Source organism: Streptomyces sp. NBC_00078, from assembly GCF_026343335.1.
In the GTDB taxonomy this organism is placed as follows: domain Bacteria; phylum Actinomycetota; class Actinomycetes; order Streptomycetales; family Streptomycetaceae; genus Streptomyces.
This window is the reverse complement of record NZ_JAPELX010000001.1, coordinates 1,776,328-1,798,242: the sequence shown is the minus strand read 5'-3', so window position 1 is coordinate 1,798,242 and position 21,915 is coordinate 1,776,328. Positions and strand designations below refer to the sequence as shown.

At 71.7% G+C, this 21,915-nt stretch carries 20 protein-coding genes and 1 tRNA gene; 9 read left to right on the top strand and 12 right to left on the bottom strand.

Going from position 1 to position 21,915, the window contains the following annotated elements:
• Positions 1–11: 11 nt before the first annotated feature.
• Complete coding sequence (locus OOK07_RS08330; protein ID WP_266795744.1) at positions 12–545, bottom strand: NUDIX hydrolase; 534 nt, start codon at positions 543–545, stop codon at positions 12–14.
• A 23-nt stretch (positions 546–568) separates the two neighbouring features.
• Positions 569–1,462: a DMT family transporter gene (locus tag OOK07_RS08325; protein WP_266795743.1), complete on the bottom strand. Its 894-nt coding sequence runs from the start codon at positions 1,460–1,462 to the stop codon at positions 569–571.
• A 398-nt stretch (positions 1,463–1,860) separates the two neighbouring features.
• On the opposite strand from OOK07_RS08325, the gene OOK07_RS08320 reads away from it, so the two are divergent.
• The 4 genes from OOK07_RS08320 (at position 1,861) to OOK07_RS08305 (ending at position 5,889) form a co-directional block, all read left to right on the top strand.
• The gene (locus OOK07_RS08320) at positions 1,861–2,814 is read left to right on the top strand and encodes a hypothetical protein (RefSeq protein ID WP_266678366.1); all 954 of its coding nucleotides are present in this window, start codon (positions 1,861–1,863) and stop codon (positions 2,812–2,814) included.
• A 34-nt stretch (positions 2,815–2,848) separates the two neighbouring features.
• On the top strand, positions 2,849–4,390 hold the full coding sequence (locus OOK07_RS08315) for an APC family permease (RefSeq protein ID WP_266795742.1): 1,542 nt from the start codon (positions 2,849–2,851) through the stop codon (positions 4,388–4,390).
• Positions 4,391–4,526: 136 nt separating this feature from the next.
• Positions 4,527–5,279 carry a molybdopterin-dependent oxidoreductase gene (locus OOK07_RS08310; protein ID WP_266678362.1) on the top strand — a complete coding sequence of 251 codons (753 nt, stop codon included), beginning with the start codon at positions 4,527–4,529 and terminating at the stop codon, positions 5,277–5,279.
• Positions 5,263–5,889 carry a cytochrome b/b6 domain-containing protein gene (locus OOK07_RS08305; RefSeq protein WP_266678360.1) on the top strand — a complete coding sequence of 209 codons (627 nt, stop codon included), beginning with the start codon at positions 5,263–5,265 and terminating at the stop codon, positions 5,887–5,889. The genes OOK07_RS08310 and OOK07_RS08305 overlap by 17 nt, the downstream gene beginning before the upstream one ends.
• Here OOK07_RS08305 and OOK07_RS08300 read toward each other — a convergent pair.
• The 5 genes from OOK07_RS08300 to OOK07_RS08280 form a co-directional block, all read right to left on the bottom strand.
• Positions 5,827–6,897: a hypothetical protein gene (locus tag OOK07_RS08300; protein WP_266795740.1), complete on the bottom strand. Its 1,071-nt coding sequence runs from the start codon at positions 6,895–6,897 to the stop codon at positions 5,827–5,829. The two genes, OOK07_RS08305 and OOK07_RS08300, sit on opposite strands and share 63 nt — an antisense overlap.
• An 86-nt stretch (positions 6,898–6,983) precedes the next feature.
• Positions 6,984–8,021 (bottom strand): L-idonate 5-dehydrogenase, encoded by a 1,038-nt coding sequence (locus OOK07_RS08295; protein WP_266683403.1) that lies wholly within the window; start codon positions 8,019–8,021, stop codon positions 6,984–6,986.
• A 23-nt stretch (positions 8,022–8,044) separates the two neighbouring features.
• Positions 8,045–8,803: an SDR family oxidoreductase gene (locus OOK07_RS08290; RefSeq protein WP_266795738.1), complete on the bottom strand. Its 759-nt coding sequence runs from the start codon at positions 8,801–8,803 to the stop codon at positions 8,045–8,047.
• 10 nt (positions 8,804–8,813) lie between these two features.
• Positions 8,814–10,211 carry a GntT/GntP/DsdX family permease gene (locus tag OOK07_RS08285; protein WP_266678354.1) on the bottom strand — a complete coding sequence of 466 codons (1,398 nt, stop codon included), beginning with the start codon at positions 10,209–10,211 and terminating at the stop codon, positions 8,814–8,816.
• A gap of 57 nt (positions 10,212–10,268) precedes the next feature.
• Positions 10,269–10,796 carry a gluconokinase gene (locus tag OOK07_RS08280; RefSeq protein ID WP_266795737.1) on the bottom strand — a complete coding sequence of 176 codons (528 nt, stop codon included), beginning with the start codon at positions 10,794–10,796 and terminating at the stop codon, positions 10,269–10,271.
• Between the two features lie 141 nt (positions 10,797–10,937).
• On the opposite strand from OOK07_RS08280, the gene OOK07_RS08275 reads away from it, so the two are divergent.
• A complete protein-coding gene (locus OOK07_RS08275; protein WP_266795736.1) occupies positions 10,938–11,639 on the top strand; it encodes a FadR/GntR family transcriptional regulator in 702 nt (233 codons plus the stop codon).
• Positions 11,640–11,646: 7 nt separating this feature from the next.
• On the opposite strand, the gene OOK07_RS08270 is transcribed toward OOK07_RS08275, so the two are convergent.
• The 4 genes from OOK07_RS08270 to OOK07_RS08255 all read right to left on the bottom strand — a co-directional run bounded on the left by OOK07_RS08270 (position 11,647) and on the right by OOK07_RS08255 (position 17,967).
• Positions 11,647–12,072 carry a YchJ family protein gene (locus OOK07_RS08270; protein WP_266795734.1) on the bottom strand — a complete coding sequence of 142 codons (426 nt, stop codon included), beginning with the start codon at positions 12,070–12,072 and terminating at the stop codon, positions 11,647–11,649.
• 174 nt (positions 12,073–12,246) lie between these two features.
• Positions 12,247–13,617, bottom strand: coding sequence for a M1 family metallopeptidase (locus OOK07_RS08265; protein WP_266678346.1), 1,371 nt, complete (start codon positions 13,615–13,617; stop codon positions 12,247–12,249).
• A gap of 77 nt (positions 13,618–13,694) precedes the next feature.
• On the bottom strand, positions 13,695–17,561 hold the full coding sequence (locus OOK07_RS08260) for a Pls/PosA family non-ribosomal peptide synthetase (protein WP_266678344.1): 3,867 nt from the start codon (positions 17,559–17,561) through the stop codon (positions 13,695–13,697).
• 318 nt (positions 17,562–17,879) lie between these two features.
• Positions 17,880–17,967 (bottom strand) — tRNA-Leu (locus tag OOK07_RS08255).
• A 186-nt stretch (positions 17,968–18,153) separates the two neighbouring features.
• Between OOK07_RS08255 and OOK07_RS08250 the strand changes: the two genes are divergently transcribed.
• The 3 genes from OOK07_RS08250 (at position 18,154) to OOK07_RS08240 (ending at position 20,819) form a co-directional block, all read left to right on the top strand.
• Positions 18,154–19,479 (top strand): M20/M25/M40 family metallo-hydrolase, encoded by a 1,326-nt coding sequence (locus tag OOK07_RS08250; RefSeq protein WP_266678342.1) that lies wholly within the window; start codon positions 18,154–18,156, stop codon positions 19,477–19,479.
• 174 nt (positions 19,480–19,653) lie between these two features.
• Positions 19,654–19,887, top strand: a complete 234-nt coding sequence (gene chpH / locus OOK07_RS08245; RefSeq protein ID WP_061921333.1) for a chaplin ChpH — start codon at positions 19,654–19,656, stop codon at positions 19,885–19,887.
• A gap of 143 nt (positions 19,888–20,030) precedes the next feature.
• Entirely contained in the window at positions 20,031–20,819 is a 789-nt protein-coding gene (locus tag OOK07_RS08240) for a chaplin (protein ID WP_266795732.1), read from the top strand.
• 115 nt (positions 20,820–20,934) lie between these two features.
• Here OOK07_RS08240 and OOK07_RS08235 read toward each other — a convergent pair whose 3' ends face one another.
• The gene (locus OOK07_RS08235; RefSeq protein ID WP_007380901.1) at positions 20,935–21,123 is read right to left on the bottom strand and encodes a DUF5703 family protein; all 189 of its coding nucleotides are present in this window, start codon (positions 21,121–21,123) and stop codon (positions 20,935–20,937) included.
• A gap of 47 nt (positions 21,124–21,170) precedes the next feature.
• Between OOK07_RS08235 and OOK07_RS08230 the strand changes: the two genes are divergently transcribed.
• Positions 21,171–21,866: a hypothetical protein gene (locus tag OOK07_RS08230; RefSeq protein ID WP_266795730.1), complete on the top strand. Its 696-nt coding sequence runs from the start codon at positions 21,171–21,173 to the stop codon at positions 21,864–21,866.
• Positions 21,867–21,915: the final 49 nt, after the last annotated feature.

Genomic DNA, 21,915 nt, shown 5'->3' with positions numbered 1-21,915 from the left:
GGGCCTCGGCCTCAGACGCCGGACGGGCCGGATGCGCCTCGGTAGGCCTTCAGGCGCTCGTACGCCGCCAGCCCGTCCGGCACCCACTCCCACTCCGCCAGACGCCGCTCCACCTCCGCCTCCGGCAGGAACGCGTGCCAGGCCACCTCCTCGGCCTGCGGGTCGACCGGCAGATCGCAGCGGACCTCGTACACCGCCGACCACCAGGTCCGGCCGGCGCCGTCGTCGTACAGGAACTTGAAGAGGAAGTGCGGGCCCGGGAGGCCAGAGACACCCAGCTCCTCCTCGGCCTCGCGCAGCGCCGCGTCGTCGTAGGACTCGCCCGCGCCGACCACTCCGCCGACGAACATGTCGTAGAGGGAGGGGAAGACCAGCTTGGTCGGGGTGCGGCGGTGGACGAAGAGGCGGCCCTGCGCGTCCCTGGCCTGGATGAAGACGCAGCGGTGGCGCAGCCCCTCGGCGTAGGCCTCGCCGCGCGGGGACCGGCCGATGACCCGGTCGTTCTCGTCGACGATGTCGAGGATCTCGTCTGCGGGGCTCGTCATACGGCCATCCAAGCAGGACGGCGTCACTTCGGCTGCAGGTCCCGGACCCGCTCGGGCTTCGCCGCGCCGCTCGGCATGCACGGGTGCAGGCCGAGCAGCACGATGCCGCCGACGATCGCCGCGAGACCGGCCGCCTCCCAGGCGAGCGCTCCCGTGTCGGTGCGCAGGCGGTCGCCCAGGAAGCCCACTCCGCAGATGATGCCGGCGAGCGGCTGGGCCGCGGTGAGGGCGGGCAGCGACATGCGCAGGGGCGCGGTCTCGAAGGCGCTCTGGACCAGGATCAGGCCGGTGACGCCGAGGGCCGCGACACCGTACGGCTGCCAGCCCGTGACCAGCTCGGTGAGGCCGCCCTCGGAGAAGCGCTGGCCGCTGACCCGGGTCAGGGCGTCCTGGACGCCGTAGAGGAGGCCCGCGGCGAGGGAGAGGAGGACCGGGCCGGAGCTGAGGCGGGAGCGCTTCGCGTAGGTGGTCAGGAGCAGCGCCAGGCCGATCATTGCGCCGATGATCAGCCAGTGCCGGAAGGGATCGCTGACCGCGGTGCCGCCGTGCGGCCGGCCCGCGACGATGAAGGCGGTGACGCCGCCCGCGAGCAGCGCGAGTCCGCCCCAGCCCTGGCGGCCCAGCGGCTGCCTGGTCTGCTTGCGGGAGAGGGCGAGGGCGAAGAGGAGGTTCGTGGCCAGCAGGGGTTCGACGAGGGAGATCTCGCCCTGGCCCAGCGCGATCGCGCCCAGGACCATGCCGGCCACCATCAGGCCGATGCCGCCCAGCCAGCGCGGCACCTGTATCAGGTCGAAGAGCAGACGCAGCGAGAGGAAGTCGCTCAGGGGTGCCCGCTGGGCCGCGTTCTGCTGGAGCACGAAGCCGAAGCCCAGGCAGCAGGCGGCGCTCACGGCGAGAATCAGAACCAGAACGGACACGCTGCGTACCTCGATCGTCGGGCCGGGCCTCGGGGTGCGTTTGGGTGACTGTAGCCTCCCGGCGCCCGGCGTGCTGCTGGGAGTGCGCGGATCCGGGGAGTCGACTCCGTCACGTTGCCCCGACGGCCGAAGGACGGTCAAGGACGGTGACGTGGCCGTCCCGTCATGGTGGGGTGCCGGAACAGGGGGCGCCATGGCGTACGCCACATCCGTGACCGTACATATCGGGACGCGTCACGCCCCTGGGTCACAAGTGTCTCTGCAGTAACGGAAGTTGACGCGTGTAACGGGCGTGCATCCCTTGACGCAAAGCATTGGTGGGGGATTTGCTGTGCGTGACCAGTCGACGGCAAGCCGAAACCAGACGACGAGCCGCGTCGCGTGAGGAAGTTCCCGCGGTGTCTCCACCCCCGCCACCCCTCGGCCGGGGCCGCAAGCGTGTGGCCGCCCAGGCGCTCGACGCGGCTCTGGACGACGCCGAACTCTCCGGCGCCCGCGCCGCGTTGGCGCAGGGGCGGTGGCAGGCGGCGCGGTCCCTGCTCGTGCGCACAGGCGACGACTGGGACCGCCGCGGGCACCGGATCACCGTACTGGCGCTGGAGCCCTACAGCGCCGCCTGGGCAGGGGACTGGCTGCTCGCCGAGCCCGACTCCGCCGACGCCGCCGTGCTGCTCGCGCTCGCACTGGTCCGGCGCGCCCTGCGAGGCAAGGAGAAACCCGACCGTGCCCGGGAGGCCTGCCGCGCCGCCGCCGCCCTCGTGCCCGCCGACCCCACCCCATGGCTCGGCCTGCTCATGCTGGCGCGCGACGTGGGCGCGGACGAGGAGACCGCACGGCTCTTCGACCAGGTCCGCGGCCGGTACGCCGACCACCACCACGCCCACCACCTGATGGTCGCCCACCTCGCCGAGCGGCACGCGAACGCCGGCCCCGACCCGCTGCACGAGGTCTACGACTTCGCCAACTGGGCCGCCGGACAGGCCCCCGCCGACTCCCCGCTGGCGATCCTGCCGGTCGTCGCCCATGCCGAGCGCTACCGCGTGCTGGCAGCCTCCGGACAGGAGCCGGCCAACCCGGCAGCCTCCGGGCACTGGACCGGCCGCCGGGCCCGCCAGGTCATGAAGACCGCCTTCGACTGGTGGCTGGAATGGGAGCACGAGGGCCACCCTCGCCGCCTGGTCGACCTCAACTTCCTCGCCCACGCCAAGGTCTGCGAGGGCCGGGGAGCCGAGGCCGCCGCCCTGTTCCACCGCATCGGCGAGCACGCCACCCCGGCACCCTGGTCCTACCCGGACCGCGAACCGCACTCCGCCTTCCGTGCCGCGCGCGCCGCCGCGCTCGGCACGGCATGACACTCCCGACGCCAACCAGAAGGACGGTCCTGCGATGACCACGGGCAGTTCCAACGCGAGCAGACCCGCCACCGACGGCATCAGTACGTATCTGGGGCAGGAGCGCGCCCTGCGCGCCGACCGCCTCGGCACGGGAGGGCTGCTGCTCTCCGTGCTCGCCGCGACCGCCCCCCTCATGGTGGTCGCAGGCGTCATGCCCACCACATTCGCGGTGATGGGGATCGTCGGCCAGCCGCTCCTGTTCGTCGCCCTCGGCGTGGTGCTGGTCCTCTTCAGCGTCGGCTACGCCGAGATGAGCCGGCACGTCCACAACGCGGGCGCCTTCTACGCGTACATCTCCCGGGGCCTGGGCGGCACCGCCGGCGCGGGCGCCGCGCTCGTGGCGCTGGTCGCCTACAACGCCCTGCAGGTCGGCATCTACGGCATCTTCGGCTTCGAGGTCTCCGGGCTCTTCTCCACCTACGCCCACCTGGAGATCGCCTGGTGGATACCGGCGCTGGCGGCCCTCGCGGTCGTCGGGCTGCTGGGCTGGCTGAAAATCGACGTCAACGCACGCGTGCTGGGCGTGCTGCTGGTCGTCGAGGTGATCCTGGTGGTGGTCTTCGACGTCGCGGCGATCGGCGACCCGGCCAAGGAGGGCCTGTCGCTGCACGCCTTCAACCCGGACACACTCAGCGGCGCCGGGGTGGGTACCGCGCTCTGCTTCTGCATCGCGGCCTTCCTCGGCTTCGAGCAGGCGCCCGTGTACGCGGAGGAGACCAGCAAGCCGCACATCCTCGTGCCGCGCGTGATGTTCCTCGCCGTCGCGGGCGTCGCCGTGTTCTTCGCCGTCAGCAGCTGGGCCCTGACCGTCGCCGCAGGCCCCACGCAGGTGGTCGGTGCGGCCCGCAAGGAGAGCGCCGGAATGCTCTTCTCGCTGACCGAGTCCCGGCTCGGCTCCACCTTCACCGACGTCCTGCACGTCCTGTTCGTCACGGGCATGTTCGCGGCCATGCTCAGCTTCCACAACGTCGTCGCCCGCTACACCTTCGCCATGGGGCGCGAGGGCCTGCTGCCGCGCACCTTCGGCCGTACGACCGGTTCGAGCGGCGCTCCCGGCAGCGGTTCCCTGCTGCAGACGGCCGTGGCGGCGGTCGTCGTGATCGCCTTCGCGGTCGCCGACGACAAGCCCACCGGCGACCCCACCGGGCCGGTGCTGCACTTGTTCACCTGGTTCGGCAACGTCGGCGCCCTCGGCGTGATCCTGCTGATGGCGGCGGCCTCCGTGTCGGTCATCGTCTTCTTCGCCCGGCGCGGCGCGGCGGGCGCCCAGTGGTGGCGCCTGGTGACCTCCGCGCTCGCCGCACTCGCCCTGCTCGTGATCGCCGGCTACACCGTCAAGGACTTCGACGTACTGGTCGGCGCCGGCCCCGGCTCGGCCCTGAGCTGGGCGCTGCCGGGCATCACCGGCCTCGCCCTGGTCGCCGGTCTGGTCCAGGGCCTGGTCCTGCGCTCGCGGGCCCCCGAGGCACACGCCCGTATCGGACTCGGCAACGAGGCCTTCCAACTGGACAGGGCGGCGCAGGAGACGTCGTAGGCACCCGGAGCGGGCAGGCATGCGGACCGGCTTTCGGGCGCCGGTATCTGAGAACGCCGTAAGAAGTGCTTACGGAACCCTGACGAGCACCCGGGATTCCTGGCCCCGCCGGGGTCGCGGGTGTTCGAATGGATACGTGAACTCCGAACAACCCGAGGAGCCCGGCAGCCCGAAGGCCCCCGAGGAGCGCGGCAAACCGATCGGGCGCCGTGTCCTGCTCGGCACCCTCGGCCTGGGCGCCCTCGGCGTGATCGCCGCGCCCACGCTGCAGAACGCCCTGGAGGGCTTCCTCGGCGCGGCGGCCGACAAGGACCCCACCGGTCTGACCGGCCTGCTCCCCAACGGCGGCGGGTTCCGCTACTACTCGGTCGCCTCCTCCGTGCCGCACAAAAACGCCACGGACTACCGCCTCACCGTGGACGGACTCGTCGACCACCCGAAGACCTACACGCTCGACGACCTGCGCGCCCTGCCGCAGACCAAGCTGGTCAAGGACGTCCAGTGCGTCACCGGCTGGCGGGTCCCCGACACCCCCTTCGAAGGCGTACGGCTGTCCCGGCTGCTGGACGCGGCGGGCGTCCGCGCCAAGGCCGGCGCCGTGCGCTTCACCTGCTTCGACGGCACCTACACCGAGAGCCTCACCCTCGCCCAGGCCCGCCGCTCCGACGTCCTGGTCGCGCTGCGCATGCAGAACAAGGACATCGGCCACGCCCACGGCGGCCCGGTCCGCCTCTACGTGGCGCCGATGTACTTCTACAAGTCCGCCAAGTGGCTCTCCGGCATCACCGTCACCGAGGACGTGAAACCCGGCTACTGGGAGCACCTCGGCTACGACGTCGACGCCTGGGTCGGCAAGTCGAACGGGCGGGACGATGACCCTACGAGCTGAGGCACACACCGCGCCGGCCACCGGAGTCCGCCGGTTCGGCCCCGTCCAGCGCTGGGTGCACCGCACGACCGCCGCAGTCATGGGCGTGTGCGTGGTGACGGCCGCGTTCCTCTACATCCCGCAGTTCGCCGAACTCGTCGGCCGCCGCGAGCTGGTGGTCCGGGTCCACGAGTGCGCCGGGCTCGCCCTGCCGGTACCCGTCCTGCTGGGCCTGGCCTCCCGTTTCTTCCGCGCCGACCTGGGCCACCTGAACCGCTTCGGGCCGCACGACAGGGTCTGGCTGCGCGCGGCCCTGCGCCGCGACAAACGCCGCTCCTCGCGCCCGGCGGCCAAGTTCAACGCCGGGCAGAAGATCTACGCGGCCTGGATCGCCGGGGCGACGCTGGTGATGCTCGGCACGGGCCTGATCATGTGGTTCACCCATCTCACCCCGATCATGTGGCGCACCAGCGCGACCTTCGTCCACGACTGGCTGGCCCTGACCATCGGCATCGTCCTCGCCGGGCACATCGGCATGGCGATCGCGGATCCCGAGGCACGCGGCGGTCTAAGGACCGGGGAGGTGAGCCGGGAGTGGGCCGAGCGGGAGCACCCTCTGTGGCGGCCCTGACGGGACTCCGGGGGACGGGAGAGCGGCGGGTGCCACGACCGTGAACGCGTGCTTCAGGCGCGCCTCGGTGGTCCCGTACCGGACGACCACGTCGACCGGTCGCGGGTAGCCGGCCAGGGACGGCACCACCGCGGACAGCACCAGCCGGTCGCCCGCCTGCGACCGCAGCACGGGCGGCCCGGCGAGCTGCCGCCCGTCGATGAACACGCTCCCCGACCGCAGCAGTTCGGACGGGTCGAAGCAGAGGTCCCGCAGTTCGACCGCGACCGTCTCGCCGGGCTGAGCCTCGCCGTCGCCGCCCGTGTCGACGCCGGCGACCCGGTAGGCGCATGCGGGCGTGCCGCCCGAGGCCCGCAGGCGCACGGTGGCGCCCGGGTGCCGCCGGTGGAAGTCCAGCAGCCCGCCGAGTACGGCGTAACCGGCCCGGCCCTTGCAGGTGTCCGCCTTCCCGGACAGACCGGCGTACTCCTCGGCCGCGCTGTCCCAGCTGCCGCCTCGGCCCTGAACCGCCAGACAGGCCGTCGCGAGCGCCCGGATCACCCGCCACTCCGGGTCGGCCGAGGCCGCCGGGACGAGATCGTGGGCGGCCCGGCACTGTCCCGGGTTCCGGAGCCCGTCGTAGACGCCGGACGGATCCGGGGTGTGGTCGGCATCGGGCGAGACCGGTCCCGGCGGGAGCCAAGCGGGGCTCAGGAGAAGGCTGTTGCCGTGGGTGGGCGAAGGGGTGGGGGAGGTGCCGGCCGGGGATGCCGTGGTGCGCTGGGTGTGGCCCGGGGTGCTCGGCAGCGCCGTGGGGCCCGCCTGCCCGGCGGGTGACTGCCGGGGAGCGGGAGGCAGGGGCGACGCAGGGGAACGGGCACTGTCCGACGGCCCGACGGTCACGATCGCCCCGTGCCCGCCTCCTCCGTCCGGTGTGCCGCTTCCGCCACCGGTGAAGGCCGCGACAGCCACCGCCACCGCTCCGACCACGAGCAGCCCCGAGACGCGCATCCCGAGGGAAACCGCCATGACGCCCCCCGACACGGTCGCCCCCCGGAGGCCGTGGCCGGGGGTCTCCTCATGATGAGGCCGAGCGGGCCGCCGGGGAAGCCGGTTCAGGCACCGAAGTCCAACAGGACCTTGCAGGACCGGCTCCGGTCCGCGGCGAGCACGAACGCCGCCTCGGCGTCCGTCACCGGCACCACCGCGCTGACCAGCCCGTCGAAGGCGGGCTCGGCGGCGAGCAGCCGCAGCGCCTCGTCGAACTCGGTGTCGAAGCGGAACGCTCCCCGCAGCTCGATCTCCCGGCTCACGACGAGGTTCCCGGCGAAAGGACTCGGCCCGGGCGGCAGCATCCCCAGCTGTACGACGACCCCGCCGCGCCGCACCAGACGCAGACAGGTGTCGAGGCCCGCGGCCACCCCGGACGCCTCGACGGCCGCGTCCACCTCGTCCGCCTCGGACGGCCACCCGGCGTCGGCCGGATCGTCGGCCCGTACGACGGTGTCCGCGCCGGCGGCACGCGCGTACTCCAGAGCCGCCGGGAGAAGGTCGGTGACCGTCACCCGTGCCGCACCCACCGCCTTCGCCGCGGCGACCACGAGGCACCCGATGGGGCCGGCACCGGTGACCAGCACATGCCGTCCGCTCACCTCCCCGGCCCGCCGCACCGCGTGCAGGGCGACGGACAGCGGCTCGGCGAGCGCCGCCCGCCGCAGTTCGAGGCCCTCCGGGAGCGGCCTCAACTGCCCGACCGGTACAGCCACTTGGGCCGCGAAACCACCCTGTACGTGCGGGAAGCGCGCCGCGCTGCCCAGGTAGCGGGTGTCCCGGCAGACGTTGTGGCGTCCGGCCGCGCATTCCGGGCACGAACCGCAAGGAGTCGCGGGGTGCACGGCCACCGCCGTACCGACGTCCGGACCCGACGCGTCCGGGGAGCCGTACGCCAGGACCGTCCCGACCACCTCGTGCCCGAGCAGCATCGGCTCCCTCAGGCGGAAGTCGCCGACCCCTCCGTGCCGCCAGTAGTGCAGGTCGGAGCCGCAGACGCCGCCGTAGCGGACGGCGATCAGGGCCTGCCCGGGGCCGGGCTCCGGGACCGGCAGCCGGTCGACCCGCAGGTCTCCCCGACCGTGGATCACGCAGCCGGGCATCTCCGTCATGTCAGCAGGCTCTCTCACAGCACGCTCGTCATTCCGCCGTCGACATACAGCACCTGTCCGCTGACGAAGTCCGCGGCGGGCGAGGCGAGGAACAGCACCCCGCCCACCAGGTCCTCGGTGCGGCCCCAGCGGCCGGCCGGTGTGCGGCGGCGCACCCAGGCGCTGAACTCCTCGTCCTCGACGAGGGGCCTGGTCAGGTCCGTCTCGATGTACCCCGGTCCCAACCCGTTGACCTGCACGCCGTACGGGCCCCAGTCCGCGCACATGCCCTTGGTGAGCATCTTCAGGGCGCCCTTGGTGGCCGCGTAGGGTGCGATGCCGGGGCGGACCACCTCGCTCTGCAGCGAGCAGATGTTCACGATCTTGCCGTGGCCGCGTTCCGTCATCCGGCGGGCCGCCTCACGGCCGACCAGGAACGCGCTGGTGAGGTTGGTGTCCAGGATGCGGTGCCAGTCCGCGTCCGTGAACTCCAGGAGCGGGGCGCGCAGTTGCACGCCCGCGTTGTTGACGAGGATGTCGAGCGGGCCGACCCGCTCCTCGACGTCCGCGATCCCCGCGGCGACGGACGGGCCGTCGGTCACGTCGAACACGGCCGTGTGGACGTCGCCGGGCAGCTCCGTGGCCGCCGTGGTGAGACGGCCGGCGTCGCGGCCGTTGAGGACCACCGTGCAGCCGGCCTCCGCGAGGCCCCGGGCGAGGGCGAGACCGATGCCGCGGCTGGAGCCGGTGACCAGGGCCGTGCGGCCGCTGACGTCGAACAGGGGATGACTCATCCTCGTACTCCTAGATGACCAGCGAGAGGAGCAGGACCAGACCGCCGGCGACCACCGAGATGATCGTCTCCATGACGGACCAGGTCTTCAGGGTCTCGCCGACGCTGAGGCCGAAGTACTCCTTGACCAGCCAGAATCCCGCGTCGTTGACATGGCTGAAGAAGAGCGAGCCGGCGCCGATGGCCAGGACGAGGAGCGCGGTGTGGGCGGTCGACATGTCGGCCGCGAGCGGGGCGACCAGGCCGGCCGCCGAGACCGTCGCCACCGTCGCCGAGCCGGTCGCCAGGCGGATGGCCACCGCGATCAGCCAGGCCAGCAGCAGCGCCGGGATCGACCAGTCCTTGGAGATGTCCAGGATCATCTGGCCCACGCCGGAGTCGATCAGCGTCTGCTTGAAGCCGCCGCCCGCGCCGACGATCAGCAGAATGCCGGCGATGGGCGCGAGGCCCTTCTCGACGAGCGGGGTGAGCCGCTCCCTGCCGAAGCCGGCGGGCCGCAGCAGCGTGAAGATGCCGAGGAGCACGGCCGCGAGGAGAGCGATCAGCGGATTGCCGATGACGTCGAAGACGCGCTGGGTGCGGTTCTCGGGGTCGTCGATGACGATGTCGACCAGTGCCTTGGCCAGCATCAGCACGACCGGCAGCAGCATGGTGCCCAGGGTGGCGCCGAAGCCGGGGCGGTTCTTCAGCTCCTCGGAGGCGCGCGGCGGCAGCATCCGGTCGGGGACCGGGGCGTCCACCCAGCGGGCCGCGACCTTCGAGAACAGCGGACCGGCGATGATCACCGTCGGGATGGCGACGAGGATGCCGAGCGCCAGCGTGACACCGAGGTTGGCCCCCACCGCGTCGATCGCGACCAGCGGGCCGGGGTGCGGCGGGATCAGGCCGTGCATCACGGACAGGCCCGCCAGGGCCGGGATGCCGATGCGCATCAGGGAGTAGTTGCCGCGCTTGGCGACCATCAGCACGACCGGGATCAGCAGCACGATGCCGACCTCGAAGAACAGGGGCAGACCGATCACCGAGGCGATCAGCACCATCGCCCAGGGCATCGCCCGGCCGCCCGCCTTCGCGAGGATCGTGTCGACGATCTCGTCGGCACCGCCGGAGTCGGCGAGCATCTTGCCGAGGATCGCGCCGAGGGCGATCAGCACGCCCACGCCGGCGACCGTGGCGCCGAGCCCGGTGCTGAAGCTGAGGATCACCTTGTCGAGCGGGGCCCCCGCGACGGCGCCGAGCACCAGTGAACCGATGGTCAGGGACAGAAAGGCGTGGAGCTTGAACCTGGTGATGAGCACGACGATGACGGCGATGCCCACCAGAACGGCGATGCCCAGCTGAGCGTGACCGGCCGAGGTGATCGGTGCCGGTGCGTCCGCTGCCAGGATCTCGACGCTGAGTCTGGTCACAGGGGTGTCCTTGCAGGTATGAGGGACGGGGAGTTCGAGGGAGGGGACCGGGAGGTGCTACCCCGCCGGGTGGGGGAGCGCGTCCAGCGCCTTCACGGCCCGTGCGGCGATCTCCTCGGGGCTGCCGGTGACGTCCACCGCGATGCCTGCCTCGTCCGGCTGAAGCGGCTGGAGCGTGGCGAACTGGGAGTCGAGCAGCGCCGTGGGCATGAAGTGGCCCTGCCGGTGCGACATCCGCTCCTCGATGAGGGCACGGTCGCCCGTCAGGTGCACGAAGACGACACCGGGGGCGACGGCCCTGAGCCGGTCCCGGTAGGACCGCTTCAGCGCCGAGCTGCTGACCACCCCGCCGAGTCCGGCCCTCCCGTGCGCCCAGGTGCCGATGGCGTCGAGCCAGGGCCACCGGTCCTCGTCCTGGAGCGGGGTCCCGGCCGACATCTTGGCGATATTGGCCTGGGGGTGGAAGTCGTCGCCCTCGGCGTACGGAACACCGAGACGGGCCGCGAGCAGGGGACCGATGGTGGTCTTGCCGGTGCCCGCGACGCCCATGACCACGACGACATGGGGGGTGCGCAGCTGCTGCATCGTGCTCTCACTGTCTTCTTCGACATCTGGACGCCATCCGGCGTCGACGACACTGAAACCGATTAGGTACGACCAATTCAAGGGTCTGTGACGAATAAGTCTGACTTTTTGTTTCTGTAAACCTCCCCGTACGCTGAGTGCATGAGCACTCTGGGCCGGGGGCTGCACGGCCGCGTACTGGACTCCCTCGGACCCGCCATCACGGCGGGCGAGTACCCGCCGGGCAGTGTTCTGCGCACCGACGAGCTGGCCCAGCGCTTCGACGTCTCACGCTCGGTGATGCGCGAGGCGGTGCGCGTCCTCGAATCCATGCACCTGGTCGAGTCACGCCGACGGGTGGGCGTGACCGTGCGCCCGAAGTCCGAGTGGAACGTCTACGACCCGCAGGTCATCCGCTGGCGCCTGGCCGGCGCGGACCGCCCCCACCAGCTGCGCTCACTGACCGTCCTGCGCTCGGCCGTCGAACCGGTCGCCGCAGGCCTGGCCGCCCGGCACGCGTCCGCCGAGCAGTGCGCCGAACTCACCGCGTGCACGCTCGGCATGGTCGCCAACTCCCGCGGCCACAGGCTGGAGCAGTACCTCGTCCACGACATGGCCTTCCACCGGGTCGTCCTCGTCGCGTCCGGGAACGAGATGTTCGCGCGGCTCGGTGACGTCGTCGCCGAGGTCCTCGCGGGCCGTACCCACCACGAGGTCATGTTCGAGGATCCCGATCCGTCCGCCGTCACCCTGCACGTCCAGGTCGCCGAGGCGATCCGGGAGGGCGACGCGGCACGCGCCGAGCAGCTGACCCGGGAGATCACGGTCGGGGCCCTTCAGGAACTCGACATCCTCGCTCCCTAGTGCCGGGCTACTGGTCGAGGAACTCCCCGTCGACGTACACCCAGGCGCCGTCGACCCGCTCGAACCGGCTGCGCTCGTGCAGCGCCCCGCCCCGGTACGAGGCGCGGAAGGTCACCGTGCCGGTGCTGTGGAAGGCCGAGCCGTCGCCGACGCCGAGGATCTCCAGGCCGCTCCACCGCATCCCCGGATCGAACTCGACCTGTCCCGGCCGGGTACGCGGATGCCAAGTCCTCAGCAGGTACTGCTCGTTGCGCTTCACGAATGCGCTGTAGCGCGATCGCATCAGCGTCTCGGCGGTCGGTGCCGCGGCCTCACCCCGGTGCAACCGGCCACAGCACTTTTCGTACGTCTCCGCGAGACCGCAAGGGCAGGAGGGGTGGTCAACTGGGGCGGAGCCGTGCTTCCGCCCAGGATGCGAGGTACGTCGGGACATGCGCCCCATTCTGCTGCACCACTCGCCGTGCGAGATCCGTGAAGCACCTGATCCGACCCGCGCGCATCGTGTGCGGGTCATGCGCCGCCGGTGCGCGTCACCGGCTTCTTCCACACCGTGCAGAAGGCGGCGGTCGTCACCGCCCCGCGAGCTGACGCCGGGCGGCCCGCCCGCCTACGCCGACTCGGCGTTGGTGGGCGGGTGCGCGGGACGTGCCGGGACCTGCGTGGGCATCGAAGGCAGCGCCGCGCCGTACACCCAGGCCTGGAACAGGCCGTCCAGCGGCTCGTCCGCGAACCGGGCCGCATGCGCCGTGAACGTCGCGGTCGTCACCGCGCCGCCGCGGTGCAGCCCCGCCCAGGCACGCAGCATGCGGAAGAAGGCGTCGTCGCCCATCGCGCAGCGCACCGCGTGCACGGTCAGCCCGCCGCGCTCGTAGAGACGGTCGTCGAACATCGACTTGCGTCCCGGATCGGCCAGCCGCAGATCCTGCGGCTGGGAGGACAGCAACCGGTGTGCGGCCGCCGCGAGTTGTTGCGCGCTACGGCCGCCCGAGCGCTCCGACCACAGCCACTCGGCGTACTTGGCGAAGCCCTCGTTCAGCCAGATGTGCCGCCAGTCCGCGATGGAGACGCTGTTGCCGAACCACTGGTGCGCCAGCTCGTGCGCCACCAGCCGCTCCGAACCCCGCGCCCCGTCCACGTGGTTGGCGCCGAACAGCGACAACCCCTGGGCCTCCACGGGGACATCCAGGTCCTCCTCGGTCACCACTACCGCGTACTCGCCGAACGGATAGGGGCCGAAAAGCTCCTGGAACACGTCCATCATCTGCGGCTGCCGGGCGAAGTCCCGTGAGAACTCAGGCAGCAGCTGCGCCGGTATGTGCCCGTGCTGCGGCACCCCGCCCGGCCCAGGGTCACCCAGCAGCACCGTCTCGTACTTGCCGATGGCCAGGCCCACCAGGTAGCTCGACGTGGGCGCCGACTGCTCGTACACCCAGGTGGTCGTCGACGCGCGTGTCGTACGGGTCAGCAGCCTGCCGCCCGCCACCACCGCGTACGCGGACGGCGTGGTGATCGAGATCTGGTACGACGCCTTGTCGGCGGGCCGGTCGTTGCACGGGTACCAGGACGGCGCCCCGATCGGCTGGCTCGCCACCAGCGCCCCGTCCTCCAGCTCCTCCCAGCCGAGCCCGCCCCAGGGACTGGTGACCGGCTTGGGGTTGCCCGCCCAGTGCACCTCCACGGTGAAGGCGGCACCGGGCCGGACGGGCTTGGCGGGGCGGATGCGCAGCCGGCCGCCGCGATGCGTGTAGTGCGGCTGCCGGCCGTCGACCCGGACCCGTCCGATCTTGAAGTCGGAGAGGTTCAGGGTGAATTCGCCGAGCGGCGAACGGCCCGCGATCGCGTTGATCCGGGCCGTCCCGGCCAGCCGGTTGGGGCCCGGCCGGTAATCGAGCGCGAGCTCGTACCGGTGCACCCGGTAACCGGTGTCACCGTGATCCGGGAAGTACGGGTCCGAACCCGCCGACTGCTGAACTGCCACTGCCGCTTCTGCTCCCTGCGCTGCGCTGCCACTCTTCGTCGCCGATGCGACGCCCACCGGCTCCGAGTGGCCCGCGTTCAGGGACGCCATGCCTCGATCGGGTTGCCGAGCCAACGGGTGTCGTCCGGAACGGACTCCGCAGCCATGACGAGCGACGCGGGACCCAGCGTGGTGCGGGCCCCGATCGTGCTGCCGGGCAGCACGATCCCGCCAGGGCCCAGTGTGGCGCCCTCACGGAGAACAACAGTATCCGTCCGCAAGATCCGGTCGTGGAAGAGGTGGGTCTGCAGCACACAGCCACGGTTCACGGTGGCCGCGTCCTCCAGGGTCACCAGGTCCGTCTCGGGCAGCCAGTAGCTCTCCACCCAGACGCCCTTGCCGATCGTGGCGCCCAGACCGCGCAGCCACGCGGTCATCACCGGCGTCCCGGGCACCGAACCCGCCAGCCACGGTACGGCCACGACCTCGACGAAGGTGTCCGCGAGTTCATTGCGCCACACGAAGCTGCTCCACAGCGGGTGCTCACCGGTGCGGTGCCGCCCGACGAGCAGCCACTTGGCGACGAACGAGACCACAGCGGCTGCCGCGCCGGTGCCCAGCAGCACCAGACCGGACAGCAGGGGAGCCCAGGGGCCGAGCAGACACAGCGCCGCCACCGTCAGCACCGCGAGGCCGGCCGAGCAGAACACCGGCACGATCCGGAACAGCTCCACAAGGCCGCGCGCCCACAGCAGTCGCGCGGGCGGGTCGTACGTCAGGCTCTGGTCGCCCGTCTCCGCGCTGCGCGGCAGCTTCACCGGCGGAAGGCCCAGGTACGAGCTGCCCTTCTTCGCCTTCTTCGGCGTCGCCGACAGCACGCCGACGAGTCCGCCGTCCGGCACGCTGCGCCCCGGCGCGGTCATCCCCGAGTTCCCGAGGAACGCCCGTCGCCCGATCTCCGCGCGCCCGATCCGCATCCAGCCGCCACCGAGCTCGTACGGCGCGGTCAGTGTGTCGTCGGCCAGGAACGCGCCCTCGCCGACCGTGGTCAGGCTCGGCAGCGCGAGCACCGTGGACACCTCGGCGCCCCGCCCGATCCGCATGCCGAGCAGCCGCAGCCACACCGGCGTGACCAGCCCGGCGTACAGCGGGAACAGGGTCTCGCGTGAGCGGTCCATCAGCTGCGTGACCGTCCAGGCCTGCCAGCCGATCCGGCTGTGCGTGGGATGCGTGCCCTCACGCAGGCCGAGACTCAGCAGCCGTACGGCAACGAGGATCAGCAGCGCGTACACCGCCCCGAACGCCAGTGTGGCCGGGACGAGGGCGAGCGCGGCACCCCGCAGGGGTGCGTCCGCGTCGATGAAGGCGTGCGCCACGAGGAACGCGACGCCGCCCGCGAGCAGCGGCAGCGCGGTCAGCGCGAGGCCCGTCAGGCCGTACATCACACGCCAGTACGTGCCGCGCTGCGGACGCTCCTTGGGCCAGTTGCGCTTGGCCTTGCCGAGCTTGACCGCGGGCGCACCGGCCCAGCGCTGACCGGTCGGGATCTGACCGGTGACCGCCGAACCCGGCGCCACCTCGGCCCGCTTGCCCACGCGGGCGCCCGGGAAGAGCATGCTGCGGGTGCCGACGGTGGCGTGCGCACCGACCCTGACCGCGCCGATCTCCAGCCGGTCGCCGTCCAGCCACCAGCCGGACAGGTCGACCTCGGACTCCACGGCAGCGCCCCGGCCGAGCTTCAGCAGACCGGTGACCGGCGGCAGCGAGTGCAGGTCGACGTCCTGGCCGATCCTGGCGCCCAGCGCCCGCGCGTAGCGCTCCAGCCACGAGCCGGTCAGCGAGGTCGCCCCGCTGAACTCGGCCAGCCGCTCGGCGGTCCACAACCGCAGATGGACGCTGCCACCGCGCGCGTACCGGCCGGGCTCGACGCCCCGCAGCAGCAGCCGCGCACCGCCGGCGGCGATCGCGAGCCGTCCGGGCGGGCTGAACAGTACGACGGCGCCGGCCGCGACCAGCCACCAGGGGGCGGACGGCAGCCAGGAGTAGGCGGGCAGCAGGTTCCCGAGCGCGGCGAGCGCGACCGTCCAGCGCAGCCCGAGCAGCGTGAAAAGCGGGACGAGAAGCAGCAGCTGGATCACCTTGGCGCGGGTCGGCACCGGGGCGATCGTGCGCCGGGCGCCGTCGTCCTGGACCGAGGCCTCCAGCCGGCGCGCCAGCTTGCGCAGGGTGGGCTGCTGGTAGATGTCGAGGACGGCCGCGCTCGGGTAGCGGGTGCGCAGCTTCGTCGTCAGCTGGGCGGCGGCCAGGCTGCTGCCGCCGATCGCGAAGAAGTCGTCACGGGCGCTGGAGACCGGGATGCCGAGGACTTCCGTCCACTGCTCGGCCAGCCAGGCCTCGGTGCCGTAGAGCTGCTCGGCACGGCCGCCGGTCTCCAGGCCCTCCAGGGGCCAGGGCAGAGCGTTGCGGTCGACCTTGCCGGACGTGCGGGTGGGGAGGTCCCCGACCGGCGCGAGCAGCGGGACGAGCGCGGCGGGCAGCTCGGCGCGCAGCTTCTCGACCGCGGCCGCGTGGTCCCAGCCCTCCTGGGTGACGACGTAGCCCACGAGGAGCTGGTTGCCGCTGCGCGCGGTGCGCACGGCGGCAGCGGCGCCCTGGACGCCGGGCAGCGCCTGCAGGGCCGCGTCCACCTCACCGAGTTCGATCCGGCGCCCGCCGAGCTTGATCTGCTCGTCGGCCCGCCCGAGGAACACCAGCCCCTCCGGCTCGGCCTTCACGAGGTCACCGCTGCGGTACGCCCGCTCCCAGCCCAGGGACTCGAGCGGTGCGTACTTCTCCGCGTCCTTCTCGGCGTCGAGGTACCGGGCGAGCCCGACCCCGCCGATCACCAGCTGGCCGCTGTCGCCCATCGGCACGGGCTCCCCGGCCTCGTCGACGACGGCCAGCTCGTAGCCGTCGAGCGGCAGACCGATCCGAATGGGCTCCTCGCCGGACATGAGCGAGGCACAGGCCACGACGGTCGCCTCCGTCGGCCCGTACGTGTTCCAGACCTCGCGCCCCTCCGTCACCAGCCGCTGCACCAGCTCGGGCGGGCAGGCCTCGCCGCCGAAGATCAGCAGGCGTACGTCGTTGAGGGTCTCCGGCTCCCACAGGGCCGCCAGCGTGGGCACCGTCGAGACGACGGTGATCTCCTGCTCGACCAGCCAGGGACCGAGGTCGGCCCCGCTGCGGACCTGCGACCGGGGCACGGGCACCAGACACGCCCCGTAGCGCCACGCCAGCCACATCTCCTCGCAGGACGCGTCGAAGGCGACCGACAGACCCGCCATGACCCTGTCAGCGGGACCGATGGGGTCCTCGGTCAGGAACAGCGCGGCCTCGGCATCCACGAACGCGGCGGCGCTGCGGTGGCTGACGGCGACGCCCTTGGGCTTCCCGGTGGAGCCGGACGTGAAGATGATCCACGCGTCCTGCTCGACGCCGGGCCGGGCGGCGGGAACGTCGCTGCGCCCGTTGACGGTGAGCGCGTGCCCCGCGCCGACGACAGCGCGGACGTCCGCCTCGCCGAAGACCAGCTCGGCCCGCTCGTCCGGGTCCTCGGCGTCCACGGGAACATAGGCGGCACCGGCGGCGAGCACGGCGAGGATGGCGACGTAGAGGTCGTTGGTGCCGGAGGGAACGCGGACCCCCACCCGGTCGCCCAGGCCGACCCCTGCGGCGGCCAGCTCGCGCCGCAGCCGCTCGACCTCGCCGGCCAGGGCACGATAGGTGAGCCGCGTCGTACCGTCATCGAGAGCGAGCTCGTCCGGGTACGACCTGACGGATGCGTCGAAGATGTCGACGAGCGTGCGCCGGGAGGCCGCGTGGCCTCCGGAAAAGCGCGCCGTGTCGCCGAACTGCTGGTGGATCTCTGCGCTGAGCTCTTCGTCGAGCAGGCCGAGAGCACTGCTCTCGTCTATCGCTGCCATCCGGTCCTCGCGTCTCGATCCCGGAAGACTCCGGGGCGCTGGTGGGCCCGCAGGTCTGCCTGGGGTTGTCCTCCTCCAGCTCCGTTCCGTAACAAGCCGGAAATTTTAGTACGAAGCTAGGTTCCCCACCGCTGATCGGCCACCCAGGAGGGCTGCCCGGAGTGGATCAAGTGCCGGCCAACCAGCTGTGAGCTGGTGTTTTCACTGGAGGGAGAGATGGCCCACACGGTGAGTGAGGAGCACCTTGCCGGTGCGGAAAAGGGCTGGTGCGGCGGAAACGACGAAGTCCCCGGCCGCTGAGCGGCCGGGGACTTCGGCTGGTGTCCGAGGGGGGACTTGAACCCCCACGCCCGATAAAGGGCACTAGCACCTCAAGCTAGCGCGTCTGCCATTCCGCCACCCGGACAAGGCGTCTGTCGTGCGAGGTTGCCCCGCGGCGACGAGGGAAACATTACCAGGCTTTCGAGGGCGCCCTGGTCACCCCCTGTCCGGCGTGAACGGCCTGTGACGGACCGGGTCCGGTCTTGGGGTGCGGCCGGAGTCGGAGGGAGGATGAGGGCAACCACCAGCAGTGACAGCGGGAGGAAGCAGCGTGAGCGAGACGGACACGGCCAGGGGCGTCACCGGCGAGGACGAGGTCGTGGACCTCTGCCGCGAGCTGATCCAGATCGACACCAGCAACTACGGCGACCACTCGGGTCCGGGTGAGCGGGTGGCGGCCGAGTACGTCGCCGGGAAGCTCGCCGAGGTGGGTCTCGAACCGCAGATCTTCGAGTCGCACCCGGGCCGGGCCTCCACGGTGGCCCGGATCGAGGGCGAGGACCCGTCGCGGCCCGCGCTCCTCATCCACGGCCACCTCGACGTCGTACCGGCCAACGCCGGCGACTGGACCCACCACCCCTTCTCCGGCGAGGTCGCCGACGGGTGCGTGTGGGGGCGCGGGGCCGTCGACATGAAGGACATGGACGCGATGACCCTCGCGGTCGTACGCGACCGGCTGCGCAGCGGGCGCAGGCCACCGCGCGACATCGTCCTCGCCTTCCTCGCCGACGAGGAGGCCGGCGGCAAGTACGGCGCCCGGCACCTGGTCGACAAGCACCCCGGTCTCTTCGAGGGCGTCACCGAGGCGATCAGCGAGGTCGGCGGCTTCTCGTTCACGGTCAACGAACAGCGGCGGCTGTATCTGATCCAGACGGCCGAGAAGGGCATCCACTGGATGAAGCTGACCGTGGCGGGCACGGCCGGGCACGGGTCGATGATCCACCGGGACAACGCGATCACCGAGCTGTCGGAGGCCGTCGCGCGGCTCGGACGGCACAGGTTCCCGGTACGGGTGACCAAGACCACCCGGGCCTTCCTCGACGAACTCGGCGACGCCCTCGGCACCGAGCTGGACCCGGAGGACATGGAGGGGACGCTGGCCAGGCTCGGCGGCATCGCCAAGCTCATCGGCGCGACCCTGAGCAACACCGCCAACCCGACCCAGCTGGGCGCCGGCTACAAGGTCAACGTCATCCCCGGCCAAGCCACGGCGCACGTCGACGGGCGTTTCCTGCCCGGGTTCGAGGAGGAGTTCCTCGCCGACCTGGACAAGATCCTCGGGCCCAGGGTCAGGCGCGAGGACGTGCACTCCGACAAGGCCGTGGAGACGACCTTCGACGGGGCGCTGGTGGACGCGATGCAGTCCGCTCTCCTGGCCGAGGACCCGGCCGCCAAGGCGATTCCGTACATGCTCTCCGGCGGCACGGACGCGAAGTCCTTCGACGACCTGGGCATCCGCGGCTTCGGCTTCGCCCCGCTCAAGCTGCCCCCGGAGCTGGACTTCGCCGGGATGTTCCACGGCGTCGACGAGCGGGTGCCGGTCGACGGCCTGAAGTTCGGCGTGCGTGTGCTCGACCGCTTCATCGACGCCTCCTGACCGCTTTTGGCGTCCGGTTTTCGCCAGTGAAACGAGACTTCAATAATCGGGCGCCCGTGCGGTATTGACTGAAAAGAGTGAATGCGACCATAAGCTCGTAGCTCGATTACTCCCTCCTCGTTACAGCTCATGTGATCCGCTACTTGGGATCGCATTTGCCAACAAGGAGGAATAATGATCAAGAAGGTCGTCGCCGCTGCGGCTGCCACTGGTGGTCTGGTTCTCGCGGGTGCGGGCCTGGCTGTCGCCGACTCCGGTGCTCAGGGTGCCGCAGTGCACTCCCCGGGCATCGTGTCCGGCAACGTCGTTCAGGTGCCGGTTCACGTCCCGGTGAACGTCTGCGGCAACACGGTCTCCGTGATCGGGCTGCTGAACCCCGCCTTCGGCAACACCTGCATCAACAAGTGACGTCGACCCGCTGAGGGTCGTTTCACGCCCGTCGGCTCCGGAGCGCGTCCCATGCGCTCCGGAGCCGACCGGCCTTTGCCGCGGATTTCTTCGCGAAATTCGCGGGATTCCAGGTCAGGATTGAAGGCAGGGAGAATTCAGCAATGCGACAGGTCACCCGCAAGGGCCTGATGACCGTGGCGGCCGCGACCGGCGTGCTCGCCGCGGCGGGCGGCTATGCCCACGCCGACTCGGGCGCGAGCGGCTTTAGTTCGGGCTCGCCCGGCGTGCTGTCCGGCAACACCGTGCAGGCGCCGGTGGACGTGCCGGTGAACGTCTGCGGCAACACGGTCAACGTCATCGGGATCCTCAACCCGGCGATCGGCAACGACTGCACCAACAAGGGCGGAGGCTCGTCCGGCGGACACGGCTCGGGCCACGGCTCGGGCCACGGCGGTTCCGGCGGGTCCCAGGCCGGCGGGCACGCCGGCGACTCACCCGGTGTCGGCGCGGGCAACCACGTCCAGGTGCCGGTCGACGTACCGGTGAACGTCTGCGGCAACAGCGTCGACGTCGTGGGTGTCGGCAACGCGGCCAAGGACAACGACTGCGCCAACGGCGGTGATTCGGGCGGCGGGCACACCACGCCTCCGGGCGGCGGTCACGAGACGACACCGCCCGGCAACCCCGGGCAACCGGGTAACCCGGGCCACCCCGCCGAGCCCGGTCACCCCGGCACCCCGAGCACGCCGCCCAGCACGGGTGGCAAGACGCCGGGCGGCTCCTCGCACGCCAACCACCCGGGCGCCCAGTCGGCGGTCACTCAGCCCCAGGGCACCGCACAGCTCGCGCACACCGGCAGTGACATGCCGCTGGGCGTCGTGCTCCCGGTGGGCGCGGGTGCGCTGCTGGCGGGAGCGGTCATGTACCGCAAGGCGCGCGCTTCGGCCTGAACCGGCGCATTCCCAAGCAAGGCACCGCGCACCTTCTGCGCCGGTGCGCAGAACGGAGCGGGCCCCGCCCTCGTGGGGCCCGCTCCGTTTCGGTCGTTTCCGTCGTCGCCCAGGCTCACCACGTGGCGCGTACCTGGCGGATGATCCGCCGTCGCAGCCGCACCCTGCGGCTGCCGTCGCGCATCAGGCTCAGACGGTCCAACTCCCAGTGTCCGTACTCGGCATGGTCCGTCAGCAGGCGTGTGGCGTCCTTGCGGGAGACACCGCGCGGTACGTACACGTCGACAAATTCGTATTCCGGCATCGCATCTATTGTGCGGTCTGGGGCCCGGTACGGATAGCGTCTGCACTATGTCTGATGCTGCGCAGCCCACCGCTGCCGAGGTACGAGCCGCCGCCGAGGCGGTCAAGACCGCGCTCGACCGCCACCTGGCCGCGGTCGAACGCAGGTCCGGGGAGGACGACCCGGCCGTCTACGAAGCGTTCAACGAGCTGGCCGCGGCCGCCGAGACCTACGACGAGCTGCTCTACGACCGCTACGACGAGGTCACGCCCTTCGAGATCCCTGGTGCGGAAGACGCGCTCCCGCCATACACGGGCCCCGAGGAGCCGAACGCGCTGAGCGTGCTCATCCGCCGCGACTACCACGTGGCGGAGCCGCACCGGCTGCTGGCACAGGCCCAGCGGGTGGAGGCGGCGGACGACGACGGGCGCGGGGCGGAGGCCTCCGCGACGGTGCACGGGGCGCTGGGCATCCTGTTCGGCGAGTTCGAACCGGACGAGATCGCCTCGCGGCACAAGGAGTTCGGGCTGGAGGAGGGCGACTCCACGCTCTGGGTGACGGCCACGGACGAACCGGCCGAGCCCGGCGAGTGGCTGGAGACGCCGTTCGACCAGATCGATCCGCAGCGGGTGGTCTGCCGCTTCGACGTCAGCGCGGTCTTCGACGACGAGATCGACGACGTCCGTCTTTCCGGCTTGGACGACGACCTGGACCCGGACCTGGACGGCGAGGAGGACCTGGAGCCGCTGGACGCCGATCGCTGACGCCGATCGCTGACGCCGGCCGCCGACGTACGGCGGCCGGGACAGGCCA